Below are 13,426 nucleotides of genomic sequence, written 5' to 3'. Positions count from 1 at the left end.
TTTAACAAAAACAAATAATTTCCTTTGTGAATTTCATTGCGTGATAGCTTTTTAAGGTTGGTTTTATCTCAAGAAAATTCACATTAAAACAGTAGTGAAAACTCTTAACTTTGTAGATAGATTGAGATCACCATAGAAGAACCCTCATGACTATGTTAAAAAATTCAACTGACGTTTTACACATATATGTTTTTGCTTCCGTACTTCGCTCTGACTGCTTCGCCAAGCCTATGATGAAGCGTGTGGTGGCTACAAGTGAAATCGAAGCTCGCCGCCAGCTGTCATCCAAATATGTTTTATCATTAAGTTGCCGAATGCCCACTTATTTGGGAATTAAACATGAAAGAAGATTTGAAAATTGAAATTTCCGATCAAATCATTGATAGCGTAGCTGGGATTGAAGTTGCCGAAGCCACTATTAAATTGGCAATGGAATCTTTATATGAAACCTCATTCAAAGAGTGGTCCGCATTACAATTAGCAGTAGAGCACTTAAGTTCAATCAGGAATGAATTATCAACAATCGATAGAGAGCTACTTAAATGAAATCAGCAAAAATTGACTACTCAAGATTTGAAGAAGATGAATTAATTGACGACGGTGGTATTGACGTAGCTTTTCGCATTCGCCCTACGCCTGTTTTTTATATCTCTCGTCATGGCCGTTTTAAAAAATGCCTCAGCCGCTCGGCGGCAATAAACACCCTTGCGCACTTTATGACGCAAAAAGTATTTACGCGAGCCAACCGCCCTTCACGCCATCCCGATGTAAAGATAGACCGTGATGACAAAGTGCTTTGGCGACGCGGTGAAATCCGCGAAGAATATTGGCAAATGCAATTACGCTGCATTCGTCGTATCCGTAGGATACTTGCTAAAAAACGTGATATTCAAAAATGGAAAATAAAGCACGATAAATTGGTTGCTGATTATCAGGCGTTGAATAAAGCCAAGCCATTTTAAATATTAATTAACTCAAAAAATAATAGCGGCCATTTGGTCGGGGATAACTGCGCCCAAATCGCCGCCTGGAGTTTATAGCATGAATGTAGAGCAAAGAATTGAAAGGGACAGAAAGCGTATTGCACTTTCATATATCGACTATTGCAAAAGTCAGCACGGAGTAAAGGTTGCCCACATTAAGGTGCCAAGAAAGAAAATGCCGGTTGTCGTTGAACTGTCCGAAGCTGGCATCAAAAAAGGCATGATTGAGCGCTTTGAGAACTTGGTGATGAAGTCTGGAATAACTCCGTTCGTTACCACTGATGAAATGCGCTGCGTAGCCGATACATACGCTGAATTTTTCGATCCCAATAATGGAAAACTGACTCAGCAAGGCTTTGGCTTTATGGAGGCATTGATGGTCGAAATGGTATCTGAGGCGCTCAAGCAGCCCAAGGGTTCAGATTTGAAAGTGGTGGCTGAATGAACATAACAGTAATCAAGGCACCTGCGTGGGTCGTGGATAAGGCAGTGAGCGTGCTCAAAAAGTATCGCCACCAGCGACAGCTGCCCACACGAATTCTTTCGACCGGGAATCTATCGCTAAAAGTGAATCGACGCTGGCGCCTACTTTCAAAAAACCAGGGTAAAAGCTGGCAGTTAATGAGCCACGAGCGCTACAACACTCAGAAGGATATCAAGTGAAAACTCAATTGAAGCCTTTAGAGGCCAAAAACCTGCAGGTTATCGAATATCGCGGCCAGCGCGTGGTAACGACCGAGCAAATGGCAGCTGGCTATGGTGCCAGCGTCAAAAACATTCAAGACAACTTTCAGAATAACCGGCTGCGTTTTGTAGTAGAAAAGCACTTCTTTCGTGTTGAGGGTGAGGAGCTACGTGAATTCAAGAACAGACCCGAAATAATCGGGGCTGTAGGTAAAAATGCACGAAGCCTGATTCTTTGGACGGAACGCGGCGCGGCCTACCATTCGAAGATGCTGGAAACAGATCGAGCGTGGGATTACTTCAACGATTTGAGTGAATTTTATTTCACGCACCGTGGAACTATTGCAGCACCTATCGATGCTATGCAGTTGCTCAATGACCCTGCAACACTGCGTAATTTATTGATGAATTACTCAGGCGATAATGAAAGGCTTAAAAACCAAAACAAAGAGTTGTCAGTAACGGTAGAGAGCCTGGAAAAGCATTTTGCCAAAGGGATGACTATACCGGCCTTCTGCAAGTGTCTTAATGGGGTAAACACCAGCAAAGTTATGTGGTGGGCGTTTGGACGCGACTGGATTTTCAATGAGCAACGTGATCCCGAGAAAGACCCACGCTGGCGTGTTGCCTCTTATGCGCGGGATAAATACCTCACCGAGGAGGAAACGGAGATTAAGCCGCATGGCATGGAGGCTTTTCGAAAGAAAACCCCTGTTCTTTTGGAAAAGGGGTGTCACCGGCTGTATGCCCTGTATCTGAAAGGTGAATTGCCGATGAAGGTGTCATGGAACGGTGAATTCAGCCATGACAAAGCTCTCTATATGTCGGAGGTAAAATAATGAAAATTGCAACCAAGAACTTCCAGTTGAATTCTCTGGCAAATCAATATGCAGCCTCTGTGCTGGATCATGTACGCTCGAAAAATAAAGGCGATTGGTTTGAGGTCCCTGCTGGGCATTCGTCTTTGCGTATCGAGATTATCGGCGGAGTAAAAGGTGTGCGTCAGCTAATTGATGGATACCTTCTAGAAGCATTGGAACAAAATCTTGATAAGTGGGAAAGATTTGGTATCGCCATACTGAAAAAGTGTTTGAAAAATAAAAGTGGCCTTACTTCGTATGGGATTGAAATATGGGAAAGTATGGGGAATGACATGGGTTCTACTTATGCGGGGAAGGAAGGGAAAACGCTATGAGTGACTTTATGACTGAAGAAGAGGTAATGCTCAAAATTGGTAAGGCGAGGACTGCCCTGTGGAGGCTAAGAAAATTCAATGGTTTCCCAGCCCCAGTGCTTACTCACCCTGCCAAATATAGCAGGGCTGCCGTCGAAAAATGGATCGCGGATGGTGGCGTCAACCGAGTTTCTTAACGTGCCAGAAAATTTTATCAGCGTAGAGTTCATAGGCTTTGCGCTGTTCTTCCATCCAGTCATGTTTATTATATACAGCCATGACACCACCTAACTCATGTCCAAGCATCTTTTCAGTAACATGGGGCATTACACCTTCACTGGACAGATTCGTTACCAGCGAGCGGCGAAAGTCGTGAGTCCTCCATTCAGGAATATCAAGTGTTGCCCTAAACTTCTTCATGTAAGTGTTTGAGGATGATCTGTCTATCGCTTTGTCTAACTCTTGGCCTGGGAAAAGAATTTTATTACCGGAATTAAGTAGCCTTTCGATAGACGGTTGGATTTGCTCGAAGATTGGTCTACGAATGACATTTCCCATTTTTGAGTGTATCGATGGAGTGGTCCATATAAGGTCTTCCATATTGAATTCTCCAATGGTGGAAAGTCGCAATTCGGAAAGCCTAGCGCCCCATAAAAGAAGTAACTGATGTAACATTTTGTTAGATGAAGCAATTTTGCTGTTCTCAAGTCCCAACCATATCTTAGCCAGTTCCGAGTACGTGAGTACGCGATCGCCGACATCCGCCTTTTTGCCGATATTTTTTACACTAAGCTTGGTTAGCTCACATGACGGTATTATTTGCCTACTAATACACCAATTAATGACTGAACGTAACTGAGTGAGTAAAACCCGCGCCTTCTTTTTGTTCAAAGATTCTTGCTTGTCAAAAAACTTCACCCACATTGAGATAGGAATATTTGCAACAGGTGTGTCTGGAAATTCAGAGTACATCGTGTTGTAGACAACTGATTTGTACAAAATCCGAGTATTTTCTTTGAGTCCACTAACGTATTTTTCCCACCAATAGTCCAAGCAATCTTTCAGTGTTAGTTCTCCAGTGGATCCAGAGAAATAGGTTTTTGGGTGAACCCCCTTCATGTACAATGCGCGCAACTCACCGACAGTTATCCGGGCGTCTTTGAGTGTAGTAGAGGGATAGCGACCAATAGTTACGCGAGCTGGCTTTCCCTGCCACCTGAAACGATACTGGAATGCTATCGTCCCAGTAGGGGATATCCTGGCCCCCAGACCATCGGCGTCGGTTACCTCTGCAGGTCCACTGTAGGGTTTCCCGTTTATACTTCTAAGTTTGGTATCGCTTAATGCCACAATGATTTTCCTGTACACACTGGTTAAATCATTCTGTACTCAATCTGTACTCATTGGCAAGTGAACGAAGTGATTATGACCTCAAACGTACTGGAACAAAGAGGAACGAATTAAAACGTAAAGCTTGAAAAAACATGAGCAATTACGATAAGATACAAACAACGGCGAACATTGCGAAACAATGCCGCACAAAGTCTCCTTAGTTAAACGGATATAACAAGCCCCTCCTAAGGGCTAGTTACAGGTTCGATTCCTGTAGGGGACACCATTTTCACTGCTCATTACATCTCTTAAAGTCTAAAAACACATATCTTTCAAACAAATAATCTAAAACCACGTCTCAGCACATCTAAGAAAATGCAGTAAAAGCTCGCACAATTGTGTATATAATTGCGTATAACTCAGGTTCGATGTAGAGAGCTATACACATGCCACTCAGTGATATCCAAATAAAACGCGCCAAACCAACCGAAAAACCCTACACCCTCAATGATGGTAATGGGCTTTCTTTGCTCGTCGAAACCTCGGGTGCGAAAGGCTGGCGGTTCAGATATCGCTTTGCAGGTAAGCCAAAAATGATTTCTTTTGGTGTGTATCCCGCAGTTTCTTTGGCAGATGCGCGTGCCAGACGTGAAGAAGCCAAATCCCAACTGGCCAAAGGTATAAATCCGAGTGAAGCCCGTAAAGCCGGTAAACTTGCTCAGCTGTCCGCTGCTGGCAATACATTCAAAGCTATTGCTCTGGAATGGCATGCCGCTAAGAAAGCATCCTGGACAGAGAATTACGCTCAGTCAGTGATCCGTCTTCTTGAGTTGAATGTATTTACTTTCCTGGGTGAAAGGGCAATTGATGGGATCCAGCCTTTAGAGTTGCTGCTTGTACTTCAGAAAATTGAAGGTCGGGGAGCGGTAGAATTAGCCAGTAAAGTACGCCAACGCTGTGGAGAGGTATTCCGCTACGCTGTTATTACTGGCCGCGCCGCGTATAACCCAGCTCCAGATCTGGCCAGCGCCTTACAGACGCCAAAAAGAAACCACTACCCCTTCCTGATGGCGGATGAACTCCCTGCTTTTATAAAAGCTCTGGATTCCTACTCAGGCAGCATCATAACTAAATTGGCCACGCAGCTGCTAATGCTAACCGGCACCCGAACAATCGAGTTAAGAGCAGCAAGATGGGAGGAGTTTGATTTAGAAAATGCTATGTGGGAGATCCCTGCGGAACGCATGAAAATGAAACGTCCTCACCTAGTTCCATTATCAACGCAGGCACTGGAGATCCTACGCCAGTTAGAGACGCTAACAGGGCGTTACCAGCTCGTGTTCCCTGGGCGCAATAATGCCAGTAAGCCGATGAGTGAAGGGAGCATTAATAAGGTACTAAAACTGATCGGGTATCATGGGAAAGCCACAGGACATGGATTCAGGCACACCATGAGCACTATCTTGCATGAGCAAGGTTTTGATAGCGCCTGGATAGAGTTACAACTTGCGCATGTTGATAAAAACTCAATTCGCGGAACTTACAATCATGCGCAGTATTTAGAAAGTCGAAAAAAAATGCTCCAATCATTCAGTGATTATTTGCTAAATGAAAAAACAAATTAATTTAATAACCTGCATCAGTAATATCCGTTTCAAGTTCTTTAACTTGTTTTGAGATTCTTTTCCTGAAGTTATAACTAATCTCCTCAAGTCTCATGTTTTCTGTAGATTTTTTGAAGTATTTATTAAGAACATCACACATTTGCTCTTCAGTATAGTTATCAAAATTTGGAATATAACTAGTTTTAGAACGATTATGTTTGACTTGGTAAAATGCTCTTACGAAACTTTTTACATTTATTTTTACATTATAACGAATACATAGCCGATTAATAAAGGCGTCCATTGCATGCAAAAATACCTCATCATTTATTTCAGAGAAGAAGAACAACCACCCCTTAGACTTTGCTTGAAATACACACCCTGTAATCCTTAAATTGACTCGCCATTCAAGAAATTCTTTGCTCTTAATTTTTGAGTATTTATAACCTGTAAAAATAGACATAATTGATTCGCGAAGTCTATCTTTAGATGCCTGTTTAGCGGAAACCTGAGTAGATGAAAACTGATATCCTAAGTAAGAAAAATCACTCACACCAAGGACACCTACAGAGGATTTATCTGGGGATTTTATAGGATCGTGAATTTCTAAACGAATATTTTTAAATCTTTTAATAACATCTTTGGATAGCTGAATACATTCTTCTTTACGACAAAGAATTAAAATATCATCTACATATCTAAAATACTTAATACCTTCCATTTGACTATAATATTTATCGATATTGGATAAGTATATTGCAGCAAGCACATTAGATATAGAAAGGCCCTGAGAACCACCGACTGTAGCAAGCTTGTCAGAGCTGCTTGATTTTGATACCGTAGGCGCAGTGATAGCACTCAGAATAAGCGCTAATATTCTCTCATCTCTAATTCTCTTTCTAAGAGTAGTAAGTAACTTTTTATGATTTATTTTCGGATAAAAGTTTGACACGTCAAGTTTAATAAATGCATCATATTCAGCTGACAACAAAACCTCTTTAATATCTTTAACAACCAATTGCGGAATAGAAAATTTCAAAGAAGCGGAAAATCTATTTTGAAGAAAATCACATAGAGCTCTTAATGCAATTTTATCACGAATTGTTGGTATTGATATTTCTCGAGGAGGCTTTCCTCTTCCTTTACTAATAAGTTTCAACTTATACTTGGTAAAACGATACTCTCCCAACAATACTTTTCTTCTGATAATTGATATTTGCGAATCAAAAATCTCCCATAATTTTTTATGAGTCATATTATCTATGCCTGTCGCTGCAGACAGGATGACAAATTCCTTATAAATTCTTATTAGGTTATCTTCTTTGAATATCCTGTCATACTCATCCCATATTTTCACGACATCACCTCAAATATATAGAAATCAACAAGGGGAATATAAATAAAACCAATAAGAAGATGGAGTATCCGATTGAACTTGATAGAACAACAGCAGTTTGAATTTTTGTCGGTTTTTTAGTTAAGCTATCAACTTGGCTAGCGTGTGTATTATAAAACTCGGAAACCACAGCTTTTTTAAAATCAATATCCTTGTGGTTCTCGCAAACACTCAAAATACTTTGATACTCTCTATTTAACTCAACCGAATCGGACTCCGTACTATTAAGCTTCTCGATAATAATACTCAACTGCTCATAGCACTGCTTCATTAACATAGCCCTCTCTTTAAAGTTTCTATTGTTTACAAAAAGAGTCGCGCATAGAACCAATACAGATAGAGTTACCATTATCAAAGGAAAAAAGTTACTTGGGGATGGCAATTTCAACTCAAAAATAGATACACAAACAAGAACGATTGAATACCAAAGGAGCATTAATTGAGAGTGGATATCATAACTCAAGAGGCGTTTCTCGGATTGTATCCTGGTTTTTCTTGTCCACCATATTTTATTATTCAAACTCATCTTACACTCCGAGGTGATAGGGTTCTTGAGACGCCTTACGTAGTATTAAGAGTAACGCCTATTAAAACAGGCTAGCAGGTAGCTAGGGGATATAATCCCCTCAAAATTAGTTACACCCAATTTCTGGATGATCGGAAAACCGATACGCCCCAAGAAATCTAATTCTACCGCTACTTATTAAAGTATCAATAAAAAAATGAAATCTAACAAAAATTGCACTACACCGCACCCGCCTGCGGTTTTTGCAATGCATAATTTTTTCAGTTTTCATTTTTTACAAACCGATACGCCAGGCCGCGCCACGTCTGGTGTTGTCTCGTAAATCCCAAACTGAAAAGATTGAAATGAATTTCAGTATTTTTCAGTTTTAGAGTTCTGCCTACCTTGTTGAATGCCGGTTAACCATATGTTTAAAAACAACTTTTCTATTTTACGTGAAAATAAGTGAGCAAAAAGGGAGTGGTATGTGGGTGGGGTAAAACGTGAGAACCCTTGCGCCACGCGGCCTGGAAGCACAAGGGATGAAAATCAAAACTGAAAAAAATGTAATGCTAAAAACCTGTAAGTCCGCGTTTGAGCATTTCGCTCACCGGATTAACTTCGGCGAACAACCGTACTTTTTGCCTCACTGTTACGTTGCTCTCCTTCCCTCGCTTCTTTTGCCGAGTTCGTCAGAAAAACCGCTATTTCTTCGCGCTGCGCGGGCGCAATGTTGTCCGCAATATCCTTTACTATACGGCTGTACGTTCTGCCGCTTGGGCTTAGGGTATGCGAGAAGGTCATATTCATCACAAAGGTGTGACCACATTCCGGATCCGAACAGGAACAGTAGAGATCAGCAAAATGCTTATGTTTGCGGTGCGTCTTTTTGATTACGGCCGCAGCATCACACTCCGGGCATATCACTTTGAATACTCGCATCCTGTTTTATCCTTCTTAACCCCAGCCAGCCAGAAAGAAGCCTCAAGCCGGGGTTTCATGTTTGCTTTATCGTTTTTGACTGGTAACAGAGGTAACACTGGTTAAACCCTTGTTTTATATATAAATATCCTGTTACCTCGTCCTGTTTAGTACTGGTAACCACTGGTAACGCTCGGCACTTTGTTACCAGTGTTACCAGTGACCCTTTTTACTGGTAACAGGCCGAGGCCTTGCTATTAGGGGTTGTAACCAGTGTTACCTCTGTTACCAGTTATAAATAAGACTCGTGCGAGAGTATTACCCTAAAACGGTGCTGTTTAGCTGATAGACCCGTTTAACCCCCATCTCTGGCAGGCGGAGGCTTTTCTGGGTTCTGGCTTCCTCCTCCGGCACGTCGAGATAGCCCGCCGTCGCGCACAGCCTGGCCACCTTCTTGGCGTCAAAGCCTTTGGTGACCTCCTTCCAGCCGGTAGGCAGCACGTAGAAGGTGGTTACCGTATCCTCCTGACCGCTGCCCTTCTCTACGCGGCGAAAGCCCACCATGTTGGCCGGGCGGCTGTGTGAGTCGTGCCAGTCGGCAAAGCGGCTGTACTGATTGCGCGTCATGAAGTCCCTGACCTGCTCCAGCGCGGCGGCGTCCTCCTGGTTCGCCGTGTGGCCACGGTCATACATCCACGCATCCAGACAGCTTTTGGCCGCGTTGTAGGCCTCTCCGGGTTGCCAGCCGGTGATCCCCGCCTCGGTGGCCAACTCGCCCGCCATCGCCACCAGCGCAAAGCGCGTGACCGCGCGTCCTACCTGGTTCCCGGCGTTGTCAGGCGTCAGCCTGCGGGTAAACTCTTTCAGCATGGCCTTGGCCTTGCTGGTCATGCCCGGAAGATCGGCCGTTAGGCAGCGCAGCCACTCCCTGAACGGCGCACCGTGGCTCAGCATCACGGACTGCTCAAGGTGTTCGGCCAGCGCCTTGCCGCCAGCAAAACCGTGCAACTCCTCAAACACGCCGTACTTGCCGGTGTCGCTGGGGATTTGGATCATCCGCACCTCAACCCCAGCGTAGGTCTTTTCCCCACGTTGGCGGCGTGTTCGACCAGGGAAAGCTCACCGGTGGACAGGAACAGCAGGCACCAGCGGTTAGTTTCCCGCACGCTGCCGTCCGTTCTCGCTCGCGCTTTACCCTGGCCGTTCGCCAGCATGTAGGCAATGTTCCCCGCCTCTCTGCCGTCTACTTCGCGAATTTCATCCAACATTAGCGTGGCGTCATTGCGGCGGCTGGCGGTGCCTTCCAGCGCGTTGCCGGTGGCACGCCAGGTGTGCCAGAAGTCAGCCCCGCCGCACACCCACGCGGCCACCTTCATGGTAGTGGTTTTACCATCCGTGGATTCACCCTTGAGGTGATATCCGCCCCCGCCAACGCCCACCAGTTTCAGCAGCGGTGCGGCAAACGCCAGGCTCACGGCAAAAGCCACCCGCCCGTTGCCGACGCAGTAGCGTGAAACCTGTTCCCGCCAGTCTTCCAGCGTGCCCGCTGTTCTAAAATCCCGCCCCTGAACGCTTGAGGTCTGCAAAATAACGGACTCCGAACCGACGCCGATCACTTCATCCTGGAGAACGTACACCGAACCGTGCCACCCGGTTTTGGTCACGCAGGTGACTTTTCGCTCGGGCTTGCACAGAGAAATGTATTCCATCAGGTGCGCACGCGCCTGGCCGTTAATATTGATGTACGACAGCCCGTTAACCAGCAGCGTGCGGCGCAGCTCTTCCCCGGCGCTGGCCAGCATTTCCATCGGCATTGCCCATTTTCGGCTGATCCCGTTGGTATCCTCCCACTCCAGCAGGCGGCCATAGTTGCTGCCGTCTTCGTCGCAGGTGATGGCCGTGACGCGCACTGGGCTGCACAGCTTGATGTTGCGGATTTCCGTGTCACCGTCGGATTTCTGCACCTGTTTGTCGTACCACAGGTATTCCTGCGTCAGGCGGAACCCCTGCGGCAACTTGGTTTTCCCTTTGCCAAACAGCACGAGTTCTTCTTTAAACGCCTCTTTAGCGCGATCCATGCCGTGCTCCTGGCGGAAATCGTCCCAGTCGGCCTTATGCCGTGTGGGCGGCACCGTCACCCACCCGTTGACCGCTTTAGCCGCCTTCTGCGCGCACAGCTTGCCGGTGTTTTCCTTGCCGTCGTCAAAGTCGTTGTCCCCGGCAATGATGATCCGTGCGTCCGGCCACTTTTCACGCACGGCCTGCGCCACGTTAAGCAGGTTATTTGCCGAGAGGGCCGCCACGCAAACCCCGTCCGTCAGCCTGGACACGGTGAGCGCCGTCGCAAACCCTTCGGTGATCGTCACCTGCTCAGGGGCGATATCGCCCGGTTCAACCACGCTGATGAATGAACCGGCCAGCGCGGAATGGGGTAAGAGTCGTTTTTCACCGTAGGGGTGAATAAGCTGCGCACCGGTTTGCTGCCCCTGCGCGTTGGTTAAGGGCAACAAAAGAGAGCCGGGGATAAACTCCACGCCCCCGAACGGTTTCATGACCTGCGTTAGCATTCCCTCGGTGTTGTCTAATCCCTTCCCTTTCAGATATTCACTTTCGCCCTGAATGCACTGACCCAGTAGCGCACCATACGCTTTCAGGCACATCGCCCGCTTTTGCTCCGGGGAGGCTTCTTTCCTGGCGGGCGTGTTTGTCGGTAATGACACTGAGGCCATCGCCAACGCCGCCGCCACTTCTTTGGCGGCTTCCGCCGCAGTCGTCCCGCCGACCAGACGCACTAAGTCCAGCCCGTCGCCGTGTTCACACTGCGAACAAATCCAGGTGCCGCGCCCGCCCTTATCATCAAAGCGAAAGCGATCCTTCCCGCCGCATTTTGGACAGGCTCCGTGCTGGCCGTTGGCGGGAACGGTGATACCCAGCGCAGGAAGTATATGTGGCCAGCGGCCTTTCGCGGCGCTGATCACCTCTGATACCGGCTTGTGACTCATAACGTTGCCTCCCCGTCCTGTTCATCCATGATGCAGCTGCCTGCGGGAAATTCGCCGTCCGGCGCACCGTAAATAATGTCCTGATAAACCCGGCACAGGCGCATCGTGCCGTAACAAGAAAGCTGCATGGCTTCGCTCATAAATCCCGGCTTGAGCATCTTATTTAATTCCTGCGCGGCTAAACGCCCGCCCTCAATTGCGCCCAGCTTTTGAATAAACGGATGCTCAATGTGATAAATAATATTGGCCGCGACCTTATCCAGGCTGAGAGGAATAATTTCACCGTCAGCAATAAAGACCGGGTTGCCATGTTTAGAAGCCATCAGGGAAATGAACGCCTGAGAAATATAATGGCGCAATAAGGCCGCACGAAATTCAGCCGAGATTAACCGGGTTTTATTCAACATCATTTTCCCCCATCTTGACTTCACCCTGAAACATCTCACTGCATCCGATCGCCCCGTCCAACTGATCCGCCAGGCTCTCAAAAAGGGCGGACATGCCTTGCAATGAAATGCTCGACTGCGTGTTACTGGCAGCCAGTGCCAGCAGCTCGGCCAGACAGGCGGATGCCTGATGTGCTCTAAGGATTTTGTCATGACCTTCATTTGAGAAGGCGTAGGGAAAGACGTTTTGGGCTTTATTGCTCATGACGCGCCTCCTGTGTTGTGCAAGGCAGGCGGCCATCAAAGGCCAGCACAAAGTCTTTGGCCAGAGTACGCCGGGCATACCGTTCAGAAGATGCTGTGACTTTGAGGCGGCAAGGTACGGCGCAAAGGTCAGCGCGGCGAACGGCCAGGAACAGATAAGTGAATTGCGGGCAAACAAACTGAGGGACAGAAGCCATGCGGCAACCTCCTGTAACTGAGATGAAATCTCACCACGGGAGTTCCTACACTCTTGGGTGGTGAGCTGGACGGGGGTAGGAATACCGGCGTTACAGGATACCGGCCTGACCGAAGTCAGCCCCGCCCAGCCCACCATAGATTCTACGCGGATCAAGCCCGCAAAAAACAGGTGCACTGAGGCTACGACATAAAAAAAGACGCTTGGCGCGTCGTATGTCGCCTGTAACTTATTCGGGTTCCTACGCCCGACTGCCGATTTTGCGGCAGCAACAAAACTATAGCGTGAGAAGATCTTTGTAGGCAAACTATTTTTGTTGCCTACAAAGTTAAAAGAAAACTCTACAGCATTAGTTGCAAACCAATTCTTCCGCTTAAATATATTCATTAGTCATTTCCGAAAAATAGTTATCTAACCCGATATTATTCAAGCGGGTGGTAAGATAAATAAAATATAATCAATTGTTTGAAATTGCAGAAACCCAGCCTTTACCGGCCATGGTAATACTATCTTTCAAAGAGAATGCTATAGGGTTACTAATAAGCGTCTTGGCATCAAAACGGGAAAAATAACGTTTATTAACACTAAACTTTAGTCGATCGGTTCCAATACTTGCTGGACTATCAGTCACAGCCAATCCACTGAGATAAAAACGACCAACGTCCGGAAAATCGTCTTTAACTTCTATCGAACAAAACAACTTCTGCCCATGTTCGTTGTAGCTCATTAGCTTTGCTGTAGGTCTAATTCTGACATACAGCTTCTTCAACCCTGCGGAAGTCTCACTACGCGCTTCCAAGACTTCACCTAAATTATCTAGATCACGATTATGTTCTTCCCAAATTAATGCGGTATATAACTTAGGATTGTACGTTTCAGCCAAATCAGTGATCCAGGAGGGTGCTATTTTACGCCCATCTATTGTGTCCCCTTCTGTAGCCACACACACCCACCCCGTCGACACCGGTGAATATTCCAT

15 protein-coding genes, 1 tRNA gene and 1 pseudogene are annotated in these 13,426 nt (G+C 46.2%); 9 read left to right on the top strand and 8 right to left on the bottom strand.

Features of this window, described 5'->3' with window-relative positions; translation table 11 throughout:
- The first annotated feature begins 146 nt into the window (after positions 1–146).
- From O1V66_RS21825 to O1V66_RS01510, 7 genes are all read left to right on the top strand, one after another.
- Positions 147–362 (top strand): host cell division inhibitor Icd-like protein, encoded by a 216-nt coding sequence (locus O1V66_RS21825; RefSeq protein ID WP_152623598.1) that lies wholly within the window; start codon positions 147–149, stop codon positions 360–362.
- Positions 340–546 (top strand): hypothetical protein, encoded by a 207-nt coding sequence (locus O1V66_RS01530; protein WP_045047474.1) that lies wholly within the window; start codon positions 340–342, stop codon positions 544–546. The genes O1V66_RS21825 and O1V66_RS01530 overlap by 23 nt, the downstream gene beginning before the upstream one ends.
- Positions 543–962, top strand: coding sequence for a hypothetical protein (locus O1V66_RS01525; protein ID WP_045047475.1), 420 nt, complete (start codon positions 543–545; stop codon positions 960–962). The genes O1V66_RS01530 and O1V66_RS01525 overlap by 4 nt, the downstream gene beginning before the upstream one ends.
- A gap of 79 nt (positions 963–1,041) precedes the next feature.
- Positions 1,042–1,428, top strand: a complete 387-nt coding sequence (locus O1V66_RS01520) for a hypothetical protein (protein WP_045047476.1) — start codon at positions 1,042–1,044, stop codon at positions 1,426–1,428.
- The gene (locus O1V66_RS21970) at positions 1,425–1,646 is read left to right on the top strand and encodes a ParE family toxin-like protein (RefSeq protein ID WP_045047477.1); all 222 of its coding nucleotides are present in this window, start codon (positions 1,425–1,427) and stop codon (positions 1,644–1,646) included. Before O1V66_RS01520 ends, O1V66_RS21970 begins: the two co-directional genes overlap by 4 nt.
- Positions 1,643–2,506 (top strand): ORF6N domain-containing protein, encoded by an 864-nt coding sequence (locus O1V66_RS01515; RefSeq protein WP_052673398.1) that lies wholly within the window; start codon positions 1,643–1,645, stop codon positions 2,504–2,506. The genes O1V66_RS21970 and O1V66_RS01515 overlap by 4 nt, the downstream gene beginning before the upstream one ends.
- On the top strand, positions 2,506–2,862 hold the full coding sequence (locus tag O1V66_RS01510) for a hypothetical protein (RefSeq protein ID WP_414058425.1): 357 nt from the start codon (positions 2,506–2,508) through the stop codon (positions 2,860–2,862). The genes O1V66_RS01515 and O1V66_RS01510 overlap by 1 nt, the downstream gene beginning before the upstream one ends.
- Before the next feature lie 159 nt (positions 2,863–3,021).
- Here O1V66_RS01510 and O1V66_RS01505 read toward each other — a convergent pair whose 3' ends face one another.
- Positions 3,022–4,191 (bottom strand): tyrosine-type recombinase/integrase, encoded by a 1,170-nt coding sequence (locus tag O1V66_RS01505; RefSeq protein ID WP_045047478.1) that lies wholly within the window; start codon positions 4,189–4,191, stop codon positions 3,022–3,024.
- A 193-nt stretch (positions 4,192–4,384) separates the two neighbouring features.
- On the opposite strand from O1V66_RS01505, the gene O1V66_RS01500 reads away from it, so the two are divergent.
- Positions 4,385–4,459, top strand: a tRNA-Arg gene (locus O1V66_RS01500).
- Positions 4,460–4,619: 160 nt separating this feature from the next.
- Positions 4,620–5,798, top strand: a complete 1,179-nt coding sequence (locus O1V66_RS01495; protein WP_045047479.1) for a tyrosine-type recombinase/integrase — start codon at positions 4,620–4,622, stop codon at positions 5,796–5,798.
- Position 5,799: 1 nt separating this feature from the next.
- Here O1V66_RS01495 and O1V66_RS01490 read toward each other — a convergent pair whose 3' ends face one another.
- The 7 genes and pseudogenes from O1V66_RS01490 to O1V66_RS01455 form a co-directional block, all read right to left on the bottom strand.
- Entirely contained in the window at positions 5,800–7,134 is a 1,335-nt protein-coding gene (locus O1V66_RS01490; protein ID WP_269128038.1) for a reverse transcriptase domain-containing protein, read from the bottom strand.
- Positions 7,135–7,138: 4 nt separating this feature from the next.
- Positions 7,139–7,699, bottom strand: a complete 561-nt coding sequence (locus O1V66_RS01485) for an SLATT domain-containing protein (protein ID WP_152623599.1) — start codon at positions 7,697–7,699, stop codon at positions 7,139–7,141.
- Between the two features lie 594 nt (positions 7,700–8,293).
- Positions 8,294–8,620: an Ogr/Delta-like zinc finger protein gene (locus O1V66_RS01480; RefSeq protein WP_045047481.1), complete on the bottom strand. Its 327-nt coding sequence runs from the start codon at positions 8,618–8,620 to the stop codon at positions 8,294–8,296.
- A 297-nt stretch (positions 8,621–8,917) separates the two neighbouring features.
- Positions 8,918–11,601: pseudogene (locus O1V66_RS01475) on the bottom strand (DUF927 domain-containing protein).
- Positions 11,598–12,011 (bottom strand): hypothetical protein, encoded by a 414-nt coding sequence (locus tag O1V66_RS01470; protein ID WP_414058424.1) that lies wholly within the window; start codon positions 12,009–12,011, stop codon positions 11,598–11,600. Before O1V66_RS01470 ends, O1V66_RS01475 begins: the two are co-directional and overlap by 4 nt.
- Positions 11,998–12,834: an ash family protein gene (locus tag O1V66_RS21965; protein ID WP_420911489.1), complete on the bottom strand. Its 837-nt coding sequence runs from the start codon at positions 12,832–12,834 to the stop codon at positions 11,998–12,000. The genes O1V66_RS01470 and O1V66_RS21965 overlap by 14 nt, the downstream gene beginning before the upstream one ends.
- 70 nt (positions 12,835–12,904) lie before the next feature.
- The gene (locus tag O1V66_RS01455) at positions 12,905–13,426 is read right to left on the bottom strand and encodes a GPO family capsid scaffolding protein (RefSeq protein WP_045047484.1); all 522 of its coding nucleotides are present in this window, start codon (positions 13,424–13,426) and stop codon (positions 12,905–12,907) included.

This window comes from Rouxiella chamberiensis (assembly GCF_026967475.1).
In the GTDB taxonomy this organism is placed as follows: Bacteria; Pseudomonadota; Gammaproteobacteria; order Enterobacterales; family Enterobacteriaceae; genus Rouxiella; species Rouxiella chamberiensis.
The sequence above is the reverse complement of the archived record's forward strand: the minus strand, read 5'-3'. Positions and strand labels throughout refer to the sequence as shown.

Bases quoted from the DNA above. Each gene is read 5' to 3' on its own strand.
- O1V66_RS21825 (WP_152623598.1), top strand. From the start codon at position 147: ATGACTATGTTAAAAAATTCAACTGACGTTTTACACATATATGTTTTT.
- O1V66_RS01530 (WP_045047474.1), top strand. From the start codon at position 340: ATGAAAGAAGATTTGAAAATTGAAATTTCCGATCAAATCATTGATAGC.
- O1V66_RS01525 (WP_045047475.1), top strand. From the start codon at position 543: ATGAAATCAGCAAAAATTGACTACTCAAGATTTGAAGAAGATGAATTA.
- O1V66_RS01520 (WP_045047476.1), top strand. From the start codon at position 1,042: ATGAATGTAGAGCAAAGAATTGAAAGGGACAGAAAGCGTATTGCACTT.
- O1V66_RS21970 (WP_045047477.1), top strand. From the start codon at position 1,425: ATGAACATAACAGTAATCAAGGCACCTGCGTGGGTCGTGGATAAGGCA.
- O1V66_RS01510 (WP_414058425.1), top strand. From the start codon at position 2,506: ATGAAAATTGCAACCAAGAACTTCCAGTTGAATTCTCTGGCAAATCAA.
- O1V66_RS01495 (WP_045047479.1), top strand. From the start codon at position 4,620: ATGCCACTCAGTGATATCCAAATAAAACGCGCCAAACCAACCGAAAAA.
- O1V66_RS01485 (WP_152623599.1), bottom strand. From the start codon at position 7,699: ATGAGTTTGAATAATAAAATATGGTGGACAAGAAAAACCAGGATACAA.
- O1V66_RS01480 (WP_045047481.1), bottom strand. From the start codon at position 8,620: ATGCGAGTATTCAAAGTGATATGCCCGGAGTGTGATGCTGCGGCCGTA.
- O1V66_RS01470 (WP_414058424.1), bottom strand. From the start codon at position 12,011: ATGATGTTGAATAAAACCCGGTTAATCTCGGCTGAATTTCGTGCGGCC.
- O1V66_RS21965 (WP_420911489.1), bottom strand. From the start codon at position 12,834: ATGAATATATTTAAGCGGAAGAATTGGTTTGCAACTAATGCTGTAGAG.
- O1V66_RS01455 (WP_045047484.1), bottom strand. From the start codon at position 13,426: ATGGAATATTCACCGGTGTCGACGGGGTGGGTGTGTGTGGCTACAGAA.